The sequence below is a fragment of the Pediococcus parvulus genome (genome assembly GCF_964063155.1).
GTDB classification, from domain to species: Bacteria; Bacillota; Bacilli; order Lactobacillales; family Lactobacillaceae; genus Pediococcus; species Pediococcus parvulus.
Genome location: NZ_OZ061294.1, coordinates 1 through 21,075, shown reverse-complemented (window position 1 = coordinate 21,075; position 21,075 = coordinate 1). Strand labels below are relative to the sequence as shown.

General features: G+C 37.3%; 20 protein-coding genes and 1 pseudogene. 9 read left to right on the top strand and 12 right to left on the bottom strand.

Going from position 1 to position 21,075, the window contains the following annotated elements; translation table 11 throughout:
- Positions 1-385: 385 nt before the first annotated feature.
- Positions 386-1,027 carry a hypothetical protein gene (locus tag AB3217_RS10850; RefSeq protein WP_367366155.1) on the bottom strand — a complete coding sequence of 214 codons (642 nt, stop codon included), beginning with the start codon at positions 1,025-1,027 and terminating at the stop codon, positions 386-388.
- Positions 1,028-1,128: 101 nt separating this feature from the next.
- On the opposite strand from AB3217_RS10850, the gene AB3217_RS10845 reads away from it, so the two are divergent.
- The 3 genes from AB3217_RS10845 to AB3217_RS10835 all read left to right on the top strand — a co-directional run bounded on the left by AB3217_RS10845 (position 1,129) and on the right by AB3217_RS10835 (position 4,908).
- Positions 1,129-2,058 carry an IS30-like element ISLpl1 family transposase gene (locus tag AB3217_RS10845; protein WP_071421658.1) on the top strand — a complete coding sequence of 310 codons (930 nt, stop codon included), beginning with the start codon at positions 1,129-1,131 and terminating at the stop codon, positions 2,056-2,058.
- 227 nt (positions 2,059-2,285) lie between these two features.
- Positions 2,286-3,908 carry a malolactic enzyme gene (locus AB3217_RS10840; RefSeq protein ID WP_003561621.1) on the top strand — a complete coding sequence of 541 codons (1,623 nt, stop codon included), beginning with the start codon at positions 2,286-2,288 and terminating at the stop codon, positions 3,906-3,908.
- Between the two features lie 34 nt (positions 3,909-3,942).
- Complete coding sequence (locus AB3217_RS10835) at positions 3,943-4,908, top strand: AEC family transporter (protein ID WP_367366154.1); 966 nt, start codon at positions 3,943-3,945, stop codon at positions 4,906-4,908.
- Between the two features lie 120 nt (positions 4,909-5,028).
- On the opposite strand, the gene AB3217_RS10830 is transcribed toward AB3217_RS10835, so the two are convergent.
- From AB3217_RS10830 to AB3217_RS10820, 3 genes are all read right to left on the bottom strand, one after another.
- Positions 5,029-5,928, bottom strand: a complete 900-nt coding sequence (locus tag AB3217_RS10830) for an IS3 family transposase (RefSeq protein WP_229923107.1) — start codon at positions 5,926-5,928, stop codon at positions 5,029-5,031.
- On the bottom strand, positions 5,925-6,458 hold the full coding sequence (locus tag AB3217_RS10825; RefSeq protein ID WP_002331365.1) for a helix-turn-helix domain-containing protein: 534 nt from the start codon (positions 6,456-6,458) through the stop codon (positions 5,925-5,927). The genes AB3217_RS10830 and AB3217_RS10825 overlap by 4 nt, the downstream gene beginning before the upstream one ends.
- 343 nt (positions 6,459-6,801) lie before the next feature.
- Entirely contained in the window at positions 6,802-7,389 is a 588-nt protein-coding gene (locus AB3217_RS10820) for a site-specific integrase (RefSeq protein WP_105300181.1), read from the bottom strand.
- Positions 7,390-7,465: 76 nt separating this feature from the next.
- On the opposite strand from AB3217_RS10820, the gene AB3217_RS10815 reads away from it, so the two are divergent.
- The 3 genes from AB3217_RS10815 to AB3217_RS10805 all read left to right on the top strand — a co-directional run bounded on the left by AB3217_RS10815 (position 7,466) and on the right by AB3217_RS10805 (position 9,454).
- The gene (locus tag AB3217_RS10815) at positions 7,466-7,747 is read left to right on the top strand and encodes a type II toxin-antitoxin system Phd/YefM family antitoxin (protein ID WP_021816635.1); all 282 of its coding nucleotides are present in this window, start codon (positions 7,466-7,468) and stop codon (positions 7,745-7,747) included.
- Positions 7,744-8,100, top strand: coding sequence for a type II toxin-antitoxin system YafQ family toxin (locus AB3217_RS10810; RefSeq protein ID WP_056979561.1), 357 nt, complete (start codon positions 7,744-7,746; stop codon positions 8,098-8,100). Before AB3217_RS10815 ends, AB3217_RS10810 begins: the two co-directional genes overlap by 4 nt.
- A 103-nt stretch (positions 8,101-8,203) precedes the next feature.
- Positions 8,204-9,454 (top strand): MFS transporter, encoded by a 1,251-nt coding sequence (locus AB3217_RS10805; RefSeq protein WP_367366153.1) that lies wholly within the window; start codon positions 8,204-8,206, stop codon positions 9,452-9,454.
- Between the two features lie 74 nt (positions 9,455-9,528).
- On the opposite strand, the gene AB3217_RS10800 is transcribed toward AB3217_RS10805, so the two are convergent.
- Together AB3217_RS10800 and AB3217_RS10795 are read right to left on the bottom strand one after the other, a co-directional pair.
- Positions 9,529-11,724 carry a heavy metal translocating P-type ATPase gene (locus tag AB3217_RS10800; RefSeq protein ID WP_367366152.1) on the bottom strand — a complete coding sequence of 732 codons (2,196 nt, stop codon included), beginning with the start codon at positions 11,722-11,724 and terminating at the stop codon, positions 9,529-9,531.
- Positions 11,725-11,974: 250 nt separating this feature from the next.
- Complete coding sequence (locus AB3217_RS10795) at positions 11,975-12,406, bottom strand: CopY/TcrY family copper transport repressor (RefSeq protein ID WP_002816262.1); 432 nt, start codon at positions 12,404-12,406, stop codon at positions 11,975-11,977.
- Positions 12,407-12,686: 280 nt separating this feature from the next.
- On the opposite strand from AB3217_RS10795, the pseudogene AB3217_RS10790 reads away from it, so the two are divergent.
- Positions 12,687-12,899 (top strand): annotated as a pseudogene (locus tag AB3217_RS10790) (transposase); the annotation flags it as partial.
- Positions 12,900-13,034: 135 nt separating this feature from the next.
- Here the strand turns inward: AB3217_RS10790 and AB3217_RS10785 are convergent.
- Together AB3217_RS10785 and AB3217_RS10780 are read right to left on the bottom strand one after the other, a co-directional pair.
- A complete protein-coding gene (locus AB3217_RS10785) occupies positions 13,035-13,247 on the bottom strand; it encodes a hypothetical protein (protein WP_367366151.1) in 213 nt (70 codons plus the stop codon).
- Between the two features lie 354 nt (positions 13,248-13,601).
- A complete protein-coding gene (locus tag AB3217_RS10780) occupies positions 13,602-14,189 on the bottom strand; it encodes a site-specific integrase (protein ID WP_057802902.1) in 588 nt (195 codons plus the stop codon).
- Between the two features lie 103 nt (positions 14,190-14,292).
- On the opposite strand from AB3217_RS10780, the gene AB3217_RS10775 reads away from it, so the two are divergent.
- Positions 14,293-14,571: a plasmid mobilization protein gene (locus AB3217_RS10775; RefSeq protein ID WP_003625288.1), complete on the top strand. Its 279-nt coding sequence runs from the start codon at positions 14,293-14,295 to the stop codon at positions 14,569-14,571.
- Complete coding sequence (locus AB3217_RS10770; RefSeq protein ID WP_005917927.1) at positions 14,561-14,863, top strand: type II toxin-antitoxin system YafQ family toxin; 303 nt, start codon at positions 14,561-14,563, stop codon at positions 14,861-14,863. Before AB3217_RS10775 ends, AB3217_RS10770 begins: the two co-directional genes overlap by 11 nt.
- Positions 14,864-14,980: 117 nt before the next feature.
- On the opposite strand, the gene AB3217_RS10765 is transcribed toward AB3217_RS10770, so the two are convergent.
- The 4 genes from AB3217_RS10765 to AB3217_RS10750 form a co-directional block, all read right to left on the bottom strand.
- Positions 14,981-17,596 (bottom strand): DEAD/DEAH box helicase family protein, encoded by a 2,616-nt coding sequence (locus AB3217_RS10765; protein WP_367366150.1) that lies wholly within the window; start codon positions 17,594-17,596, stop codon positions 14,981-14,983.
- On the bottom strand, positions 17,596-19,629 hold the full coding sequence (locus AB3217_RS10760; protein WP_367366149.1) for a DNA methyltransferase: 2,034 nt from the start codon (positions 19,627-19,629) through the stop codon (positions 17,596-17,598). Before AB3217_RS10760 ends, AB3217_RS10765 begins: the two co-directional genes overlap by 1 nt.
- Positions 19,626-20,147: a MarR family transcriptional regulator gene (locus AB3217_RS10755; protein ID WP_367366148.1), complete on the bottom strand. Its 522-nt coding sequence runs from the start codon at positions 20,145-20,147 to the stop codon at positions 19,626-19,628. The genes AB3217_RS10760 and AB3217_RS10755 overlap by 4 nt, the downstream gene beginning before the upstream one ends.
- A partial coding sequence (locus AB3217_RS10750) for a replication initiation protein (protein WP_367366147.1) occupies positions 20,140-21,075 on the bottom strand: 936 nt, incomplete at its 5' end. The genes AB3217_RS10755 and AB3217_RS10750, both read right to left, overlap by 8 nt.

Here is a 21,075-nt window from a genome sequence, read left to right as displayed (position 1 = left end):
ACGGCTGATGACCTCCTAATGATAATCGAATAACAGAGGATTGGCAAGCAACCCGCATGCTAGCCACAAGACTACGTTTGTGGCAGCTGCGGTGCTTGCAAGGGGAACAGCTAACGCTCCCCCTTGACCCCCAAGTTCGCTGTGCAATGCCAAAATGGTTAGCCGATTGGCTAGCCACTTTTTGGCAAAGCTTCGCGTTTTTACTCAAAATTTCTATCGGAATTTGAGTAAAAAAGTCTTCCAGACAGGGGCTGTCGGCCGAATGATTTTGCATCATGAGCATGCCTTCAGCAGGAGCCTTTCAGGCGGAGTTTTGCGCAAACGGCGCAAGCTAATTTAGCTTGATCAAAAAAGCAGTAGTTGATTTTAATCAACTACTGCTTTTCTAAGAATTAGTAATCTCATATTGCTTTAAGAATTGTTTATAAATATTTGTTAAATCATCATTGCCCTTAATATTAGGCATGATTGATTCAATCAACTCGGTCAACAGCTGTTTCTTCCAACTTTTCCTAAGAATTTCTTTGACCTCTTCATTTTTATTGATTAATAAACGCAATAGATAATCAATCTCTTTGGGTGTTAAATTTTGAATCATTTTTTTATAAAAAGGTAAAGCAGCATCAGAGACACCATATTGATTGCCAAAATAGCAAGTCAAAATTTCATTAATGAAACTTTCCCTAATAACACTTGGAATAGGTTTTATTTGGCTTACTATTTCGTCTAGCCGTTCTGCAAATGGCGGTTCGTTATAAAAATTATTCATTCCATAATGAACTCGGCTCAAATTTTCAAGTGCTTTTTCTATAACACTAACTACTTCTGCATTATCCAGGTAAGCAAGAAGCTTAAGCTCACTTAAAAAAGTTCTTGATACTTTTATCTGGGTTTCATCTTTGTTTGTTTGAAGTTTATGGTGACGGGAAATGATTTTTACAATAATTGGGTTTGTAAAGTCATCAGATAATTTTTTGGCTAATGAAAGAGAATTTGTTCTTTGAACTTCGGGATTATTAGTATTCATAAGGTAGATTGTAAAATTAATCCGAACGCTGTTCGGACAAAAAAGATCAGCTTCCTTTAAAATGGTGTTTACCACAAACCCATCTTTTAGGAGCTGATCTTTTGTCTAGTATAACCTATTCCGAACGAATTAAAATCGAAACCTTTTGTGAACTAGGGCTGTCCAATATCCAAATGGGCGTTCGGCTGAACCGATCACCGTCAACAATTTCTTATGAATTATCTCGATGTCAACCTTATCAGGCTGAATTAGCACAAACAGATGCCGAATACAAGCGATCACGATGTGGTCGGAAAACTAAGCTGAGCGATGAGTTAAAGCAAAAAATTCTCAACCATTTACGTCTAAGCTGGTCACCAGGAATGATTGCTCACGAATTTAAACTAGCTACTAAATCTATTTATAATTGGCTAAATCAGGGGAGAATTGGTTTCTCCTTGAATGATCTACCTGAACATGGCGTACGCCAACGGCGTAACGTTGACCAACGATCCAAATATAATCAATCTTTGGGGCGATCAATTGAACAGCGTCCCATGATGATTAATCAACGTAATCGCATCGGCGATTTTGAACTAGATACAGTCGTTGGTCCTCGTGGGCATAGTAAGGCAGTTTTATTAACTTTAATCGATCGCAAATCACGGTTCCTTTGGGCATACCGGTTAAAAGATCGGACGACAGCGACTGTTAATGAAGCACTAACTAAGTTCCTAACCACTTTTAATGGTCCGGTGCACAGCTTTACTGTGGACCGTGGCACTGAGTTTAGTGGGCTAGTATCACTTGAATCACAATATGGTATTAAGACCTATTACTGCCATGCTTATACTCCAGCTGAACGTGGTAGTAATGAACGCTTTAATCGGAATTTACGTTATTTTTATCCTAAAGGGACTTATTTTGAGCACATTAGTGCTCAAGGCTTGAAAACCACCTTACTCGAAATTAATCAGAGACCACTTAAAATACTTGACTGGCAAACACCTTATCAGGTCATGCTGACCAATTTGTCAAAAAATTCGGATTAAATTTGCAATCTACCCCAAGTTAATATATTTGACTATATTTTTTATTATGGTTTATGATACTCCTTAAAAGTTAGTTAAGAAAAAATTATATATAAAAAATATGCTAAGTTAATATTTTCTATAAATTCAATATATGAAAATTATGTTTATATATATTGATATAACAAATCATACTTTTTATTATAATGTGATTATGGTTAGAAAACTAAATTAGGAGGAATCATTTTATGAAATATGAGGGTTTAGATCTATTAAACAATCACTTCTTAAATAAAGGTACTGCCTTTACTAAGGAAGAAAGAAAAGAAAATCACATCGAAGGTTTGTTGCCACCATTCGTGCAAACTTTGGATCAACAAGTCGAACAAGCTTATGAAAACTATTCTAATAAGGATACATTCTTGGCTAAGAGAATGTATTTGATGGATCTTTTCAATGAAAATGTTACTTTATTCTACAAGTTATTCAGTCAACATGTTAATGAATTTATGCCAGTTGTTTATGATCCAACAATCGCTGACACAATTGAAAACTACAGTCACCTCTTCTTAGATCCACAAAATGCCGCTTTCTTATCAATCGATGATCAAGATGATATTGAAGCATCATTGAAGAATGCATCTGCTGGTCGCGATATCAAGTTAATCGTTGTTACTGATGGTGAGGGTATCCTTGGTATTGGTGACTGGGGTGTTCAAGGTGTTGACATCTCTGTTGGTAAATTAATGGTTTACACAGCTGCTGCTGGTGTTGATCCTAAATCAGTTCTTCCTGTTGTCCTTGATGTAGGTACAAACAGAAAAGAATTATTAGCTGATGATCTATACATGGGTAATCATCACGAACGTGTTACTGGCGACAAGTACTACAACTTCGTTGACAAATTTGTTGAAACTGCTGAAAACTTATTCCCTGATATGTATCTTCACTTTGAAGACTTTGGCCGTAGCAATGCTGCTAACATCTTAAATAAGTACAAAGATAATATTCTTACCTTCAATGATGACATTCAAGGTACAGGTATTATTACTCTTGCTGGTATTCTTGGTGCTTTGAATATTTCCAAGGAAAAACTTACAGATCAAGTTTATCTATCATTTGGTGCTGGTACTGCCGGTGCTGGTATTACTAAGAGAATCTTCGATGCAATGGTTGAAGAAGGACTTTCTGAAGATGAAGCTAGAAAACATTTCTACCTAGTCGACAAACAAGGTCTTTTGTTCGATGATACTGAAGATTTAACACCAGAACAAAAGCCATTTACAAGAAAACGTAGTGAATTTGCTAATGCTGATGAATTAACAAACTTAGAAGCTGTTGTTAAAGCTGTTCACCCTACTATTCTTGTTGGTACTTCAACACAACCTGGTACCTTTACAGAAGCTGTTATCAAGGAAATGGCCGCTCATACAGAACGTCCAATTATCTTCCCATTGTCAAATCCTACAAAGCTTGCTGAAGCTAAGGCTGAAGACCTTTTGAAATGGACTGATGGCAAGGCTCTTATTGCTACTGGTATTCCTGTTGAACCCGTTGAATACAATGGTGTTACATATCATATCGGTCAAGCAAATAACGCTTTAGTTTACCCAGGTCTTGGTCTTGGTTCTATGGCTGTTAATGCTAAGATTCTTTCAGATGGCATGATCAACAAAGCTGCTCACTCATTGGGTGGTATCGTTGATCCTACACAACCTGGTGCTGCTGTTCTTCCTCCAGTTTCACAACTAGACAAGTTCAGTATGACTGTTGCCAATGGTGTTGCTCAACAAGCTATTGACGAAAAATTAACAACTGCTACAGACGCTAAAAAAGCAGTTGCTGATCTTAAGTGGGAACCTAAATATTAATTAAAATTTTTGTTAAATAAAGGGGAATTTATTCATGGCTGCATTTTTCACTTCACTTGAAAGTGTTGCTGAAATCGTTCTTGTCATTGCTTTGGGGTATTGGCTAAGAGGATCAGGACGTTTAGGCGACGAATTTAAAGGCAATATTTCATTTATCATTATGAAAATTGCTTTACCTGCTTCAATCTTCGTCTCTGTTCTTAAATATTTGAACAGAGATAAATTAGCAAGTTTGTCCGGCGGACTGATCTTTGCCTTCGCCAGTTTCACGATTGGTTACATCATTGCATGGATCTTAACAAAGGTCTTCCGTATTAGAAAGGGCCGTCGTGGTACTTTCATTAACATGTTCGTTAATGCTAATACCATCTTTATCGGTTTACCTCTAAACATAGCTTTATTTGGAACTAAGAGTTTACCTTACTTCCTTATCTACTATGTTATGAATACAATTTCAACTTGGGCTGTTGGTATCTTCTTCATCTCAAGTGATGATCCAACCGTTGAAAAGGGTGCTAAGAAAGACTTTAACTGGAAAAAATTACTTCCTGCTCCACTTGTTGGTTTCTTAGTATCACTTGTTTTCTTACTACTTGCTATCCCAGTTCCTGACTGGATCAACAAGACTTTGGACATGGTCGGTGGTATCGTTACACCAATGTCATTGATCTACATCGGTATTATCTTAGCCGATGCAGGTTTGAAATCAATCAGATTCGACCGTGATACAATCCTAGCTCTATTAGGTAGATTTGTGGTTGCTCCTGCAATCATGATTAGCATTATTCTTATTGGTGGTTCAATGATGGGTACTTCATTACCAACTATCGAATCAAACTCATTCATCATTCAATCAGCTGCTCCTGGTTTAGCTGTCCTACCTATTCTAGTTGATCAATCACATGGTGATGTTGACTACGCTACTAACCTTGTTACAACATCAACTGTCTTGTTCGTAATTGTTGTGCCAATCTTAATGCAAGTAGCTAACTTGATTTAATTGATTTAAATACATTCACACATTCAAACAAATTCAGATCCTCCTCTAAAATATAAAAAAAGTCGTCAAACATTCTGCGGTTTAAAGTGCAACACAAAAGTTAGACAAAATTGAATATTTTTAAACTGCTAAGGCATGTTCCCTGTATTCGCAGGGAGTCATGCCTTTTGTTTTCTGTGATATTCGTCGATTGTTAAACCAATCGACGTAATTCTTTGTGATTTCCTTGAATTCTCCAATATCTTTACACTGTGGAAATCCATTAAGACATTCTGTTTTAAGAAGATGAAAGAAGCTTTCAATTGGCGCATTATCAAGACAGTTTCCCTTACGAGACATGCTTTGTATAAATTTTTTTTCAGAGAGTTTATCGGTATAGTAATTCAATTGATAATGCCAACCTTGATCTGAATGAATTATTGGTTTTATTCCTTCCGGAATATTTTCTGTGAGTTCATCGAGTGTATCCATAATTAGTTTACTGTTAGGACTATTACTTACTTGAAATGCTAAAACTTCCTTGCTTGCTTCGTCAGTAATAGCTGAAACGTAAGCCCACTTAGTATCGGCCAAGCGTACTTGTGTAACATCGGTATGTAATACTTTGAAAGGTACGGTTTCATTAAAATGCTGATGTAGAACGTTACGGGCCACTTTTCCAACTGTACCTTTATAAGATGAATATCTACCATTTCTGTGGCGGTTATAAAGGCTTACTTGAACATTTAATTCATCCATCAAACGACGCACTACGGCGTCTGATAGATGGATATCTAATTTAATGAGCTCTTCTTGAACGCGACGATAACCGTAGGTTAGACGTCCGCGATATCTTCCGCTTTCGGCAATTTTTAGTATCTCTACTTTTACATCTTCATACTTATCTACATAATTTTTGATACGTTTACGTTCATCATGATAAGTCGCTTTCTTAAGTCCAATGGTCTTAAGAATATCGCCGACTTTATACCGGTTAGATTTCGGAAGAGACTCTTGTTCGACCCTGATCTGATCAACTATTTGTGTTTTCTTTCGTCCTTTGAGGTTCCGAACAGGGTCATTGATTTTTTTAAGATTTCGTTCTCCAATTTTGCATCATATAATTCTTGATTCTTTTTCGTCAATTCTTCACGAAGTTGATCGATTTCGTTCTTGTTTACTAACTTACGTAATTTCTTCTTATTATGTTTCACTTTGGTTTTTCTGCCTTTCGGATGAGGCTTCAAGGCTTCTATACCATACTGATTGAAGGCTGTCCTCCAAAGACTGATTTGACAAGAATTAACATCAAATTTTGCGGATACTTCGGCTAAAGTTTCATCATGAGTTTGATAGTAGTTTATCACATCAACTTTAAACTCAACTGAGAAACTTCGTTTAACTCTTCTTCGTTTAAGAGCGTCTGCGCCGCTCAAACGAAAGTTTTGTATCCATCTACCTACTTGTATTCGAGGCAAGTTACGTTTCTTTGAAAGAAGACTGATACTAATGTCACCTTGAAGATATTCACTAACGACTTCTGCTTTTAATTCTGAACTATATTTGACCATAGAAAAAGTGCTCCATAACTGTTAGATTTCTTGTCTAACAATTATGGAGCACTTTATTGGGTGTGGACTTTTTGCTTTGGAAGTCGAATGAATAAAATAGGATTGTGCCTTTCCTCAGCACTTTGTAAGTATTTAAAACATAACAAACTTAGTTAAGTACAAGCATAAATTGAATTAAAAATACATTCAATTTAACAACGACGGAAATTGATTTTGTGGTTATCAGCAGGCCAAGTGAAACTAGGTCAATGCGCATTTACACCCCACAAAAATTTAGTGGGGGTTTGCGCTTAAAATCTGTCTCAGAAGTTGCCTTCGGCAACAACTAAAAACTCAAAGAAAACTAACCGAAATCAATTTGATCTAACATAGTTTCGGTACTGGCTTGGTCTAAGCCTAAATAAGCTAAAGTCATGGCTTCACTTGAATGATTTAATAAGTGCATGACCAAACCAATATTATAATTAGATTGTGTGTAGACGCGATAAGCCCCGGTTTTGCGCATTGTGTGGGTCCCTAGATAATTAATTCCTAACAGATCGCCAACCTTACTCATAATTTTGTAGAACTGTTTTTCCGTGATATGGCGCTCGGGGTGTTGAATGGAAGGAAAGAGCCACTCAGAGGCTAGTCTATGATCAAGTAGCCATTGACGGTACAATAAGAGCTCTGTTTGAACTGGTTTAAGATACAAGGTATTAGGCTTACCCGTTTTTCGGTCGTGAATGAACGCATTTTGTTTAATAGCACCGTCCGGATTAAAAATATCGGTTTGTTTTAAGCGCATGACATCACTCACTCGCAGTAGCGTAGCTTTGCCAACTTGAAAAACTGTATAGTTACGCCGGCCAGCTTTAAAGTTGTTGAGTAAGGTATCTTGAACCTCTTTGAGAACGTTTGAATCTTTGATGGGTAAGACAACTTGTTGCATAGTTTTAGCTCCTTAAAAAATTGATTTTTAGTACAAATTAAAGTACAATATTAAGTACAATGAAAGGGTGGTAAATATGACATTAGCACTAACACAGAGCGATTTTCGCGCTAACCTAAAAAAATATTTAGATCAAGTTAATGACGAAGACGAAACCGTTTATATTGCTCGTTCAAATAGTCGCGCAGTAGCCATCGTTTCACAAGAAAAAATGGACTGGCTAGAAAGAGCATTAAAAGCGAAAGAAGGTTCGTTAGAATATGCAATTGCGCGTGATCAGTTAATTAAACGCCATGTTTTACCTGATGATGAAATTGTTGAATCAAATGATGATTATTGGGGTCAGTTTAAACAATGAAAAAACTAAGATTTAAACCACGTGCAACCTTTAATGCTGATCTAAAACGGTTAGCCAGTTTAGACAAATCTATTATTGATGAAGTTCGAGCAGCCATTGATCTGTTGCTTGAGCAACAACAATTACCACCAGAATTTGAAGATCATGAGCTTAATCGGCGAATGAGCGGTTATAATGAATTTCACTTACGAGATACCCCGAAAAACAAAACACCAAGCGAAACTAACGATGTCCTGGTGGTTTATACGATTGATAAAGATGAACTAGTCTTAATTGGCATTCGAGTCGGATCGCATGATCGTTTATTTCCTGGTCAAAATCGTTCTAAAGGGTATCGAAAAAATGACAAATAGAAGAAGTCATTTTTATAATATGAGAATAAATAACCCCTAATATCTACATTATAGATATTAGGGGTTATTCTTTCAATGCTTTTTAGGGGCAATTTTATAATTAGTGCTGGTAAAGGATACAGTGCCATTGCCAACGCCGCTTATAGAAGTGGTGAAAAATTATTTGATAATCAAGAAGGCCGCCACTATTTGGTATTTGACCAAGAAAACCGGTTTAGCAACGGTATTGAGCATTGCTACTATTTTAGGAATGCTGCCAATGGTGATTCTTAGTCCGTTTGTTGGTCCTATGGTTGATCGGTGGAACAAAAAAGGCCTCCTAATTTTCCCGGACGTTTTTGCTGCCTGTTTCGCTATTATTCTTTCCGTATCCGGAACGGTCTTTCATGTATTTCCACTTTGGCTCATTTTTATTTCATTACTGATGCGGTCTTGTGCGCAAACCTTCCAGATGCCAACGATTCAATCGGTAATGCCCACAATGGTGCCAGACAAAGAAATTACCCGTATGAACGGCCAACTGGGAATGGTGCAATCCGCGAATATGATTATTGCCCCAGCACTGGGCGCGTTTTTATTTGCGTTTATCCCCATCGAGTACTTGATTCTGTTAGACGTACTTGGGGCCATCATTGGGATTTGTATTTTAACGTGGGTTCAAATTCCTAACAATGGAAAAATTGATCAGCCAATGCATGTGCTCCACAACACCCGCTTGGGGATCAAACAACTTACGAACAACAAGGGCTTGTGGTACATTACGTTGATCGGCGCCGTCTTCACACTAACCTACATGCCTGCTGCCAGCATGTATCCACTCATGACCATGAAATACTTTCAGGGAACCGTTAGTCAGGCTGGCTTAATTGAAGCCATTTATTCAACTGGCATGCTAATCGGCGGCACTATCATTGGCCTCTTTGGTAAGTGGCAGGACCGGATGAAGCCCGTAATCATCGCGTTTTTCCTGGTTGGCATTCCAACCGGTATTAGCGGCATTTTGCCAGGTAACCAAACCGGATTTTTATGGTTCGCAGCTTTAAACATCATTGAAGGAATTGCGACCCCATTTTTTACAACGCTTTTAATGGCAATGATTCAACAAAGTTATCCAGCAGAAGAGTTAGGGCGGATTCTAGGCGTTTTGAATTCTTTGTTGAATCTAGCTGGACCAATTGGCTTAATTTTTGCCGGTCCCCTAGCTGATGTGATTGGCATTGAACGCCTATTTGTGATTGCAGGAATCGGTGCTGCCATTCGCGGGGTGGTCGCGGTGTTAATGCCAATTACCAGGCAATATGACATTAGGCTGCATCAAAAATTGGCGAAATTAACTGAGCAACCAGATAAGTAATTAACATGATGATCATAAAGAGGAGAAAGACCAGACTACCAGCTGATCTTTCTCCTCTTTTTGTCATCACTTAATTACACGTTTTTAATCTTTTTACCAGTCAATCCCATCGCATTAATTGCCACGATAATTGTCGACATCGCCATGACCGCAGCACCAACGGCTGGGTCTAGAATGATTCCAATAAATGACAACACACCGGCAGCGAGTGGAATTGCGACAATATTGTAGCCTGCTCCCCACCAGAGATTTTGAACCATTTTCCGATTTGTGATTTTAGCCAAATCAAGAAAATGTAAAATATCGCTGGGTTCTGATTTAACCAACACAACATCAGCGGAATCAATGGCAACATCGGTTCCGGCACCAATTGCAATTCCAATATCGGCCGCGGCAAGACTTGGTGCGTCATTTACGCCGTCACCAACCATGATGACGTGATTGCCCTTTGCTTGATAATCAGCAATAATCTTTTGTTTATCATCTGGTAATAGGCCTGCATGGAATTCAGTCAATCCTAGTAAGTTAGCAACGTGTTCCGCGGCTTTTGGATTATCGCCAGTGAGCATTACGGGGGTAATTCCTCGCCTCTGAAGACCACTAATTAATTCCTTAGCACCCGCTTTGATGGTGTCGCCTTCAGCAACCATTCCTTGAACTTGGGTGCCCTGCAATAGGAAGCTGACGGAATTACCCTTAGCAGCCCATTTATCAGCAGCGGCCTCGTCAAACCTGATCCCTTGCTTCGTTAAATAGTTACCATTAACAATCGTATAGTCAGTGCCATCAACATTACCGGAAATACCAACGCCCGGAATATTTTGAGACTTTTCAGCCGCAACGACTTCAATGTCCTTCGCTTGGGCTTCAGTAATGATTGCTTGGGCCAGCGGATGAGTCGAATTATTTTCAAGGGCGGCCAGTCGGCTTAATAACGTTGTTTCGTCAATCCCATCATTTGGAATCAATGCATTCACCGTAAATTTACCTTCTGTTAACGTGCCAGTTTTATCCAAGAGAACGTGGCTAACATGTTGACTTGCTTCAATGGCTTGGCGATTTCGAACTAATAGCCCATTTTGAGCGCCAATCGTAGTAGAACGAGAAACCACTAATGGAATCGCTAATCCTAATGCATGCGGGCAAGCAATCACGAAGACGGTCACCATGATCGTCATTGCAGTCGCCAATCCCTGGGGTAACCAGGCAAAGAAAGCAATAATCCCAACACCAAATGCCGCGTAAAATAGATACTTGGCAACTAAATTAGCTTTATCTTCTGCTTTAGATTTAGCTTGCTGGGCATTTTGAACCATTTTCATTACTTGAGAAAGATAGCCGGAGTCACCAGTACCACTAATTTTAACCGTTAGCGTCCCGTTATTGTTGGTTGCACCACCAATGACCTTATCGCCAACGTTCTTGGTAACGGCAGCAGATTCACCGGTTACCAGTGCTTCATTCACGGTCGACTCCCCAGCCGTAATAACACCATCGGCTGGAATACTCTCACCTGAACGCACTTGGAAAGCTTGACCAACTTTTAAATCAGATACTGGCACTTCTTTTGTTTCACCATTATCTGTAACTAGATGGGCCGTCTTAGGCAACAGGGCCGCCATCTTTTGTAAGGCATCCCCAGCCCCCATCAATGCATTCATTTCAATCCAGTGTCCTAGAAGCATAATTAAAATCAGGGTTGCAAGTTCGAACGAAAAATCCATTACATGATTTGCCGGGTTCAAGAAGTTGTTGGCAATAAATGCGTACAAACTGTAGAAATACGAAACGGAAATTCCAAGGGCTACTAGCGTCATCATTTCAGGAGATTTATTCTGAATTTCCGCTTTAGCCCCCTTTAAAAATGGCATTCCGCCATAAAAGTAAAGTGCTGTATCAAACAAAACGATGATAATGCCAACAATTAGCGGTGAACTGAAACTAAGGATGGAAACGTTTAAACCCATGATTGGTGCTAACAGTAAAACTGGAATCGCTAAGACAACGGAGACCCAAAATTTAACTTTCAAATTCCCCATATGCATCATTGAGCCACCGTGCATCATCATGTCGGTCCCAGCCATATCCATATCACCGTGATTCATGTTCATTTGACTGTGATCCATTTCGGCCATATCGTGGTCCATGTTCATTTGATTATGATCCGTTTCGGTCATATCGTGATCCATATGACTCATATTTGATTCATTATTTTCCATATTCTTAGCACTCATGTTTTTCATGTTCATATGGTCCTCTTTATTTGCCATGATTATCGACCCCCTAAAAATAAGTGTGCGTAGCAAAGCGGTTAGAAGCCGGAATATAAGTTCCTTGTGTGGAAATCCCCGGGCTCGGGATTTTTCCACCAGGTTTTTATATTTAGGCGTCTGCTTTGCGGAGCACCATGCCACTATATGAATGAGAATTACGACAAAAATTCATAAGTTTCCGCCATCAGAAATCCCAGATTCTGGATTTTTGTGCAGCAATCCTAAAAGTAAACAGAACACCACAGTCTTAACACGTTTGATCACCTGGCAAGCAGTTACACTGAACTTCCTCGGGCGCTGTTTTGGCCTTTTCAGCTAGAATCGCTTGTAAGTTCGCAATATCCGCCCGTGAGAGTTCCCTTGACTGAATAACGCCGGCAATTGTTGAACCAGCCCGCATCGCACACATATGGTCAAACAAATCATCTGCCGCTGCCGCCATTGATTCCTTCTCGCCAACAACCGGCTTATACGTGAATGGTCGACTGCCGCCATGCTGCGCAACCGCCTGTTTTTGAATCAACCTGTGAAGTAGCGTTTTGGTTGTTGAAGCTGACCAGCCTTCTAATTCGTTCATAGCATCGATTAGTTCACGACTAGTCGCATGTCCCATTGTCCAAATTGCTCTCATAACCATCCATTCAGAATCGGTGATGGTTACATTCTTTGCATCCTTCAATTGGCTTCCTCCATTAATTGAATTCTAAGTTTACGTTTGTAGCCTCTTAACACTTATTAGTTTACAACTGTAGTTACAATAATGCAACCTTTCTGCCAGAAAATACCATGACATCAAAAAAACGCCTAGATAATATTCCAGGCGTGGTTTGATACGATATGTTAAATTAATGATCTGGGAATTTTTGGTTTTCTTGTTAGTATGGTGAAATGCCTCTTAGAACCTGTCTAGTATCTGCTGAATCTGGTAGAATTGTGGAAAACCGACTGAGGAGTTTGTCATGCCAGATTATCCAAGCAATATTTCTCGAGCGCAATTTGCGTTAATACAACCTGATTTAGAAAACTTCCGCAAGCATACAAGACCGCGTCGTTATGATCTTTATGACGTATTCAATGCCATCCTTTACTCGCTTACTACAGGGTGTCAATGGCGTGAATTACCGCACGATTTCCCGGAATGGCACACTGTCTACCACTATTACGATGTGTGGTGAGATAAACCAGACCCGACAGCTGATTCGCTATTAGAAAGGCTTTTAAAAAATTCGTTTCTAGCGATTTTAAGACCATTCATATACATTTATACCAAAGCAAAAATTAAAAGCCCTCAGAAGGCTCTTAGAGGGCTAAATAACGAAACCAGGACGACTAATAATATCTTCTTGTCTTTTTTGCAAAATATAAGTGTATAAGGAATCATACAAATTCTTTTTAATCTCGTCAGGTTCATTGACAGAAGCTTCAAACAATTCTTGAATATCAATTTGCCAAGGACCAGCAAGCATTTCATCAATTGGTTTTAATACTTTCTTTTCGTCCATCTTAATTACTCCTAACATCAAAATAATGATTTCAGTTCAGATACACAGTTCTTACAGTTAGTTATTCAAAATTTGTCACCAAGGTTATAAAGATTCTCTGCACAACCCACTTAAAAATTTTTGGCTTAAAACAGTATAATCTGAAACACTTTTTAAGTATTTAAAACATAACAATCTTAGTTAGGTGCAAACATAAATTGAATTAAAAATACAGTCAATTCAACAACAGCAGAAATTGATTTTATGGTTATCAGCAGACCGAGTGAAACGAGGTCAATGCGCACTTATACATAGAATTTATTCTATGTTGTGCTAGACCCATTAAAAACCTGTATCAGAAGTCGCCGTTGGCGACAACAAAATCAAACTAATTTACCCAAAATCAATTTGGTTCAACATGTTTTCTGTACTTGCTTGATCCAAGCCTAAATAAGCTAAAGTCATTGATTCACTTGAGTGATTTAGTAAGTGCATGACTAGGCCAATATTGTAATTTGATTGCGTGTAAACACGATAAGCCCCAGTTTTGCGCATAGTGTGGGTACCAAGGTAATTAATGCTTAAAAGATCGCCGACTTTGCTCATGATTTTATAGAACTGTTTTTCCGTAATATGCCGTTCTGGGTGTTGAATGGACGGAAAGAGCCATTCAGATTCTAGTTTATGATCAAGCAGCCATTGACGGTACAATAAGAGCTCTGTTTGAACAGGTTTAAGGTACAAGGTATTAGGTTTACCAGTTTTTCGGTCATGAATAAACGCATTTTGTTTAATAGAACCGTCCGGATTAAAAATATCGGCCTGTTTTAAGCCCATAACGTCACTCACTCGCAGTAGCGTCGCTTTACCAACTTGAAAAATCGTATAGTTACGTCGGCCAGCTTTAAAGTTATTGAGTAACGTATCTTGAACCTCTTTAAGAACGTTTGAATCTTTGATGGGTAAGACAACTTGTTGCATAAGCTGTTAGTTCCTTTACTTTAAAATTAATTTAGTTGCAGAAAACCTAAAAATCGAATATTATAATGTAGTACGATGGTAAACTTAAAGGAGGCGGATTAGAATGAGTAATACTATTATTAAAAACAAGACAATTTCAACTCGTGTAACACCTGACATTAGTGAACGGGCTAAAGCTAATCTAGCAAAACAAGGGCTAACCGTTTCTGAGTATATACGCTTATCGTTAGTTAAAGCGGCCAATAATGAAGTTCGATTAGTCAGCTTTTTAGATTCTCCGGAAGCCTTAGCCGCTAAAAAAGAAGCAGAAACAGGGCAGGTCAAAAATATTGGTTCATTGACTGACTTTGAAGATTGGATCGATAAGTTAGATGCAAATTAAACAGACCAAATCTTTTGAACGTGAATTAAAAAAACTAGTCAAAAAACATTTTCCAATAACTGTCTTGAAGCCTTGTTTAGAAGCAATTGTTGAACAAGATGTACTTGTTTTGAAACAGATTAAAGATCATGCATTAAAAGGAAATTGGCGTGGCTATCGTGAATTTCACCCTGCCAGATATGGCAACTATGGTAAAAATTATGACAACTGGATTGTTATTTATCAGCTAGATCATGATGAATTGATTTTGTTATTGGTTGCAACTGGCTCCCATGAAATCTTGAATCAATAGCTATAGTTTAGGGGCACTTATAAAAAAATAAATTAAAATAGCCCCCAATATCTACATTATAGACATTGGGGGCTATTCTTTCAACGTTTTCGAGGGGCGATTTGTGAATTATAGACCCTACTTTAGTGTTATATTTTGAATGGATTGTCGAACTTGACGTGCATCACCAGCAACATAGAATTTAACACCATACAGCTTAACTTGGCCATTTTCACCGATTATATCAACACTTTCAGGAGAAATGCTCGTTAGCAAGTCCTCTTTCCACTGATCTCGATCAAGTAATTGAGTACCTTTAGGTTCAATATAAATCTGATAAATGTAAGATTCATTAGCTAAATACAAGACAAAGTCCGGCAAGAAACCAGCATAGTGAGACACATTATCGGCAAATTCATGTAATTTAAGCTTAGTATTACGCTCATCACTACGAATGAGGTAAACATCTTTATACTTGTTTTGCAGTTCTTCAACATAGCCTTGGATCAGTTCGATTAAGCTACGTTCTAATTTGTCGACGATGGCTTCGTTATAGACAAACCACGGTGCCTTTTTATAGTCATAAGTTTGAATTAACTCATGAACACCAGCATTAGAATAGTTAACGGGAACACGCTTTTGATAGTCCTGAACGACTTCCTTAATTGGCAATCCAATAAATTTATTAGTCCCACGTTGACGCTTGTAGTTCATGATTAACATGCGTTGAATATACGCTAGATATTTTTCAACGACTAATAGCTGCGTTTCTCGACTAAGCACTGTATCTGCACCAGTTGATACCGTCGCTTGGATTTCTTTTAGCTGTCCTAGCCACTGCGCATCATACATAAACTCAGATATAGAATTTAGCGTCGGCATATATTTTTTCATGGTATTGAATCTGAAGAAAGGATTCCGTGCCATTGATTTTTTAACGAGTGCCTCATCAATCTTTACCAGCCGTGTCTCATTCATACCTGCAACATTTTGTGTATCAAAGGCCGTTGCTTCTAGGGTTGCTGTCTCAATGTTAACGGTAGGTAGTTCTGCAACAGGGACCCCATATTTTGCCAAACCATTGTATTCACTTTCAGGAACATCTTCAACGTCATTGTAATACAGCTTGCCATATTGATAGACATCAGATTTCTTAAATGACTTTTTAACCGTCGTGGTTAAAATATCAAAGTCCTTATCATCTTCAACTTGTAGCTGCATTGCTTCAAAGGACTTCGTCAGATTATCAATATATTTTTTATCGTTAATCGTGTGATAGTGTAAGGACTCTAATATCTGTAATTCTGGCGTACTATGGTCAAATCGTCGCGTGAAAGAGGTTGCATCCTCATAGACGAAGGGATTGTATCGCGCACCACGACCAATTAATTGCGCCTCACTATTAGTTTGTGTTGACGTAATAGGTTGCTCACCAATTCGGACAATATCATACAAATTTAAAACATCCCAACCTTCAGAAAGTTTGGCGACGGCAAAAATAGCTCTAAAGGGATTACTTGGTTCCTCTAAAGTATTCAAATTACGTAAATCATTTAAGTCCCCTAAAATCCCATTGCTACTCGTATCATTAACATTAATTGTATTCAATGGTTGAAAATCACGTTGCAATTCACGTACCAAGCTCCCCATATCAACTGTTTGATAATAAGTATAGGCCTGGCGCAAAGTAGACGATTGCGTGGTTTGTAGTTGCTTTGCAATAAATTGCGCCAGATCTTCAGCAGTTAGCCGATCCATCATCGTCAAAAATTGATCACGAGCCGCTTTTGAAACAGCTATTTTATTGGATTTAAATAAAATAACCGGCTTAAAATCTTTCACACCCGCCTGAATCGCCATCCGCTTACGATATTGTGATAACAATACCGCGTTTAGCATCTTTTCGTTATCATCAGCATTGGCTTGCAAACGAGCAATTTTCTTTGAATATCCTGCATTTTGGAACTCTTTTAAGTCATATTGAAAAATGATCTTATCACGATATTTTTCGTAAATAAACTCATTATTCAAATCGATCGTGGCTGTAAATTCTAACTGACGATTTGCTTTATTAGCCTGTCTAATACGGTCTAAGACATACTCCCAAGCTTTATTTTTTTGATCTGCTTTGCTCTTAGTTCCAGCAGAAAAATGATGTGCTTCATCCGCTAGAATAATCAACTTCTGTTTCTCTAAATCGCCATAAGTTAAGCCATTTTCGCGTGGTGTATTTAACTCATTTGCTAAAGTTTGGATGGTTGTTAGCCGCAAGTAGATCACCCCTGGTTCACTATTTGTTGGAAAGCGGGTGACTTCTCGCAATTCAATCTGAATCCCATCAATACTTATTGGTTGTGAAAAGAGATACTTTGGTGATTGAACATTCATCATGTTTTCACGCGTTTTGGCAATCACCGCGTTTGTATTAACGACAAAAAGAAAATTTTGATAGCCAAATTCATGGTAAAAATACAATATATCGGCTGCCATCACATCAGTTTTTCCAGAACCAGTGGCCATATGGAATAACAATTGTTTGAAGCGACTGGCAACATGGTCATCTTTTTGCGTGTAATTCAGGTTGTATAGTGATTGCTTTTGATAATCACGTAGCTGATGTTTGAGGTTATGCTTAATGTAGTCCGGATAAACAAAAGAATGTCTGGGTTCATCGTTTTTTAAAAAATCACTCGTATAGTCTTTAATCTCATGAACAATGGGTAAGACAAGTTCTCGTGCTTTCTTTTTGGCCATTACAGATCACGCTCCCCATAAAAGCTCTTATTAAAGGCAATATCACTCTCAGACATCAGCTCTTGTACATCACGATCTTCCATATCACTGTAAGCATAATACAACTGATTCTTATCAATGACCTTGACTATCAGCTGCTTTTTATCAGCCAATGACATGGCTTGGTATTCAGGATCTTGTAGGACTTTTTCAACATCGACTCGGAAATCAAAATCAGCGCCACCTTCAATCATGAGATTAACGACATCTTCTAATTGCTTCGTCGTTTCGGCCTGTTGGACATCTTTAAGATAACCTTGATTCTTTTCCATTAATTCAGCATAGACAAATGAGCCGCCACCTTGCCAGTTAACATCTTTAGAGATACCATTTCTATCGCTTCCAGAAATAACATTAGCCAGTCTATTCTTCTGCAAATCAACTTGATTATTTAATTGTTCAATACTGATCCATCTACGTCCCAATTTATGTGCAGTTGCCGCAGTTGTGCCAGAACCGCCAAAAAAATCTAAAATAATATCCTTATCATTTGAAGCAAATTTTATAATTCTTCCAATCAATGTCTCTGGTTTTTTACCATTTTTGAAATCAACATTACCTTCAGATTCCAAGCCAGTTGTAGAAATGTCATCCCAAAAATCGGTTACATATTCTTTTAAATAGTCATTAGCAAATAAAATCTGTACACGAGGACTCTTACTGGTTTCAGAATAATCAGACTTAACCAAATATAACTTATTATCTCGTTTAGAAACAACAGAAAAAAAGAGCTGGTTATTTCTTTTCTTTTTTTCATCAGCTAATTTTTTTACGCTAGATGAAGCAGCTGTTCTGAAAATTCTCCAAGAATTTTCTTGTCTCCATTTTTCGAACGTTAAGTTAGATTTACTTTTTTTATATGCTTGTGAAGTTGAAATTTCATTAACATTCTTAAAAAGAGAATCTATGGTATTAGATAATTCTAGAGAATGATCTTTTTGAAGCGATAATTTATCCCACTGTTGTTTATCAGCATATGTAAGTCCTTCAAAATATTTATTATACTCTTCATCCCAAGTATCTTTATTTCTTTTTATTGGATTAAATCCATCATTATTTTTAGTATAAAATAAGATCGATTCTTTTTGCTTTAGAAATCTCTTCTTAACATGAGACATTTTTACTCCAGATGCTTCTGCCATTTTAACTGAAATCATATTTTTAAAGTGTTCTCGACCAACTATATTGTCCATTAATACTTTTAAATAATGTATTTCGTTATCATCAGCATGAACAAAGATAGATCCATTATCTGCTAAAATTTTCCAAGCTATTTCAAGTCTATTTTTCATGAATGTTAGCCATGTTGAATGGTTAAAGTCATCATTGTATGGAAAATTATCTGAATTTGTATTAAAAGGAACATCTATATAAATCAATTTCACTTTACCAGCATAAATTCTTTGCAAACTATTAAGAACAACCAAGTTATTTCCCTTGATTATTAAATTTTCGTCATCAAAATTATCAGTTGATATACCATCTAAATTTTCTTGATCATACTTAGTAGCATTTACAAATATTTTAGGTTCCAATAGTTGATCAATTTCAGACTTAGCAATCGTTTCATGCAAAAAGGGTTCGTCAGCATCTTTTTGATCTTCTTTCGTCATACCAGCTTTTAAAACGGTATCTTTGAAGGGAAAATCTAACACAACATCAGCAGTCTCATCAATAAACTTGCCGCCAGCAGTCAGGCCAATTTTATTTTCAAATTTTGTGTAGCTATCTTGCCAGTATTCTTTATACGTAAACATTTCAATAAATTGGTTTAACTTAAAAATCTCTACACTTTTATCATCTATAACAACTGACTCAGTATAGGTATCATGAATTAGTTGATTGGCTAGTAATGCCTTCATCAACATAGGTGTATAAGCATCGAGGTCTTCTATTACTTTGTTGCGCTTTAGAGTGCCTTTATCTGAAAAGTATGTGTTACCAAATTCCTTCAAAATAGACTTTGTTGTCTCCATAATTTTTGAATCAATCATTTTTTTGCCCTCGTTTTTTTAAATTGCCACCACTTTTTTTTATTTGGCTTTTGTTGCGATCCTTTTATATAGTCTGTTGTTTCTTTTGGAGAAGAATTCTCTTTTTTTATATCTTGTGGCGGCATATTTAATGCTTTTAAATCTTTGATCTCTGCCTTATATTCTTCTAAAAATTTTTTATCCTGTAATGCTAACCGTTGTTGCTGATCTAGAAGATTTTGTGTTTGTTTTTGAACTTCTAATAAAATTTTTATCTGTTCATCTTTTTCTTTCATGGAATCTATCACATCTAAGTAAACATCATAATCGACAAGTCTATTTGTCGATTCACTTGTCGATGACTTGTCATTATCAAAACCCATCAAATCCTTTATATTTTTGACATCTTGGGCGTTTAAAACGTATCTATTGCCTTCCTTATTTGGTGTTTTGCTTGCCGATAATTTGGCGATAATTTGTTGAATTCTTTGCTTTGAAACGCCCAATTCATCAGCAAGTTCTCTAATTGTTTTAGGCATTATTTCCAAACCCCTTTCGGAGTTCAGCAAGTGCTTCTTGTCTTGCTTGATCTCTTATTTTTTTATCATGTTCAGCCTGTTTATCAGCCAATGCTTGTTTTTCAGTGGATCCTAGTGGTAATCCTTTAACTTTATCAGTAGCGCGCCATTTTTCCTGTTCTGTTAGTTCACTATTATGCTGAATATTGAAAAGTTTTTGTCGTTCATCTTGTGATTTACCTTGTGAGAAGTCATTAGCGCCTTTCTTTTCTGGTTTCCAGGTAAATGAATACCCTATTACTGGTTTTCCACGTCCCTTGCCATATTTCTTTCTAATAGCTAGGCCTCTAAATAATGGTGTTAACTCTTCTTTGATGGGCTTTATAACATACCTATCAATATCTCCTGACTTTGTCCAATAGCTTTTAGGAATATCAAGTAATTCAAAAAAGTCTTCTTTTGATAAAAAAGCATAACCTGTTGTTCTAAAACCCTTTAACAATCTAAAGGCAGTTTTGGCGTAACTGCTTCTAAGATCTCTAAATTCCGCTAAAGCATATCTAACCCATGTATCTAAATTATTAAGAAGTGGCAAAGCATCTTTATATACTTCAACATCTATATAAGGGGAATCAGCTTCACCAACAATGCTGAATTTAGTAAACATAACAAACATCTCTCTATTTAATCCAGATTTGCTACGTCTTCCAAAATGAAGTCCCATTAGTTTTTCATAAGTTCTTTGAATATCATCTTCAAAGCGATTATTTGCAGTTGGTTTATAGTTGCTCAAGTCTTTAAGTTGTTCAAAAGAAAATCTAACTGTTTGATCCCCTTTATCACGCATACGAGAAATAATTGAAAAAAATAGATTCATTTCAATAGGGGTGAATTTACGTAAGGGAATAGTATTAAGTTCTGGATCATATTTTATAAGTTCATTGCTCAT

What these genes read in the sequence shown, in the direction of transcription:
- AB3217_RS10850 (WP_367366155.1), bottom strand. Translation starts at nt 1,027, where the DNA reads ATGAATACTAATAATCCCGAAGTTCAAAGAACAAATTCTCTTTCATTA.
- AB3217_RS10840 (WP_003561621.1), top strand. Translation starts at nt 2,286, where the DNA reads ATGAAATATGAGGGTTTAGATCTATTAAACAATCACTTCTTAAATAAA.
- AB3217_RS10835 (WP_367366154.1), top strand. Translation starts at nt 3,943, where the DNA reads ATGGCTGCATTTTTCACTTCACTTGAAAGTGTTGCTGAAATCGTTCTT.
- AB3217_RS10825 (WP_002331365.1), bottom strand. Translation starts at nt 6,458, where the DNA reads ATGGTCAAATATAGTTCAGAATTAAAAGCAGAAGTCGTTAGTGAATAT.
- AB3217_RS10820 (WP_105300181.1), bottom strand. Translation starts at nt 7,389, where the DNA reads ATGCAACAAGTTGTCTTACCCATCAAAGATTCAAACGTTCTCAAAGAG.
- AB3217_RS10815 (WP_021816635.1), top strand. Translation starts at nt 7,466, where the DNA reads ATGACATTAGCACTAACACAGAGCGATTTTCGCGCTAACCTAAAAAAA.
- AB3217_RS10810 (WP_056979561.1), top strand. Translation starts at nt 7,744, where the DNA reads ATGAAAAAACTAAGATTTAAACCACGTGCAACCTTTAATGCTGATCTA.
- AB3217_RS10800 (WP_367366152.1), bottom strand. Translation starts at nt 11,724, where the DNA reads ATGGCAAATAAAGAGGACCATATGAACATGAAAAACATGAGTGCTAAG.
- AB3217_RS10785 (WP_367366151.1), bottom strand. Translation starts at nt 13,247, where the DNA reads ATGTTAGGAGTAATTAAGATGGACGAAAAGAAAGTATTAAAACCAATT.
- AB3217_RS10780 (WP_057802902.1), bottom strand. Translation starts at nt 14,189, where the DNA reads ATGCAACAAGTTGTCTTACCCATCAAAGATTCAAACGTTCTTAAAGAG.
- AB3217_RS10775 (WP_003625288.1), top strand. Translation starts at nt 14,293, where the DNA reads ATGAGTAATACTATTATTAAAAACAAGACAATTTCAACTCGTGTAACA.
- AB3217_RS10770 (WP_005917927.1), top strand. Translation starts at nt 14,561, where the DNA reads ATGCAAATTAAACAGACCAAATCTTTTGAACGTGAATTAAAAAAACTA.
- AB3217_RS10765 (WP_367366150.1), bottom strand. Translation starts at nt 17,596, where the DNA reads ATGGCCAAAAAGAAAGCACGAGAACTTGTCTTACCCATTGTTCATGAG.
- AB3217_RS10760 (WP_367366149.1), bottom strand. Translation starts at nt 19,629, where the DNA reads ATGATTGATTCAAAAATTATGGAGACAACAAAGTCTATTTTGAAGGAA.
- AB3217_RS10755 (WP_367366148.1), bottom strand. Translation starts at nt 20,147, where the DNA reads ATGCCTAAAACAATTAGAGAACTTGCTGATGAATTGGGCGTTTCAAAG.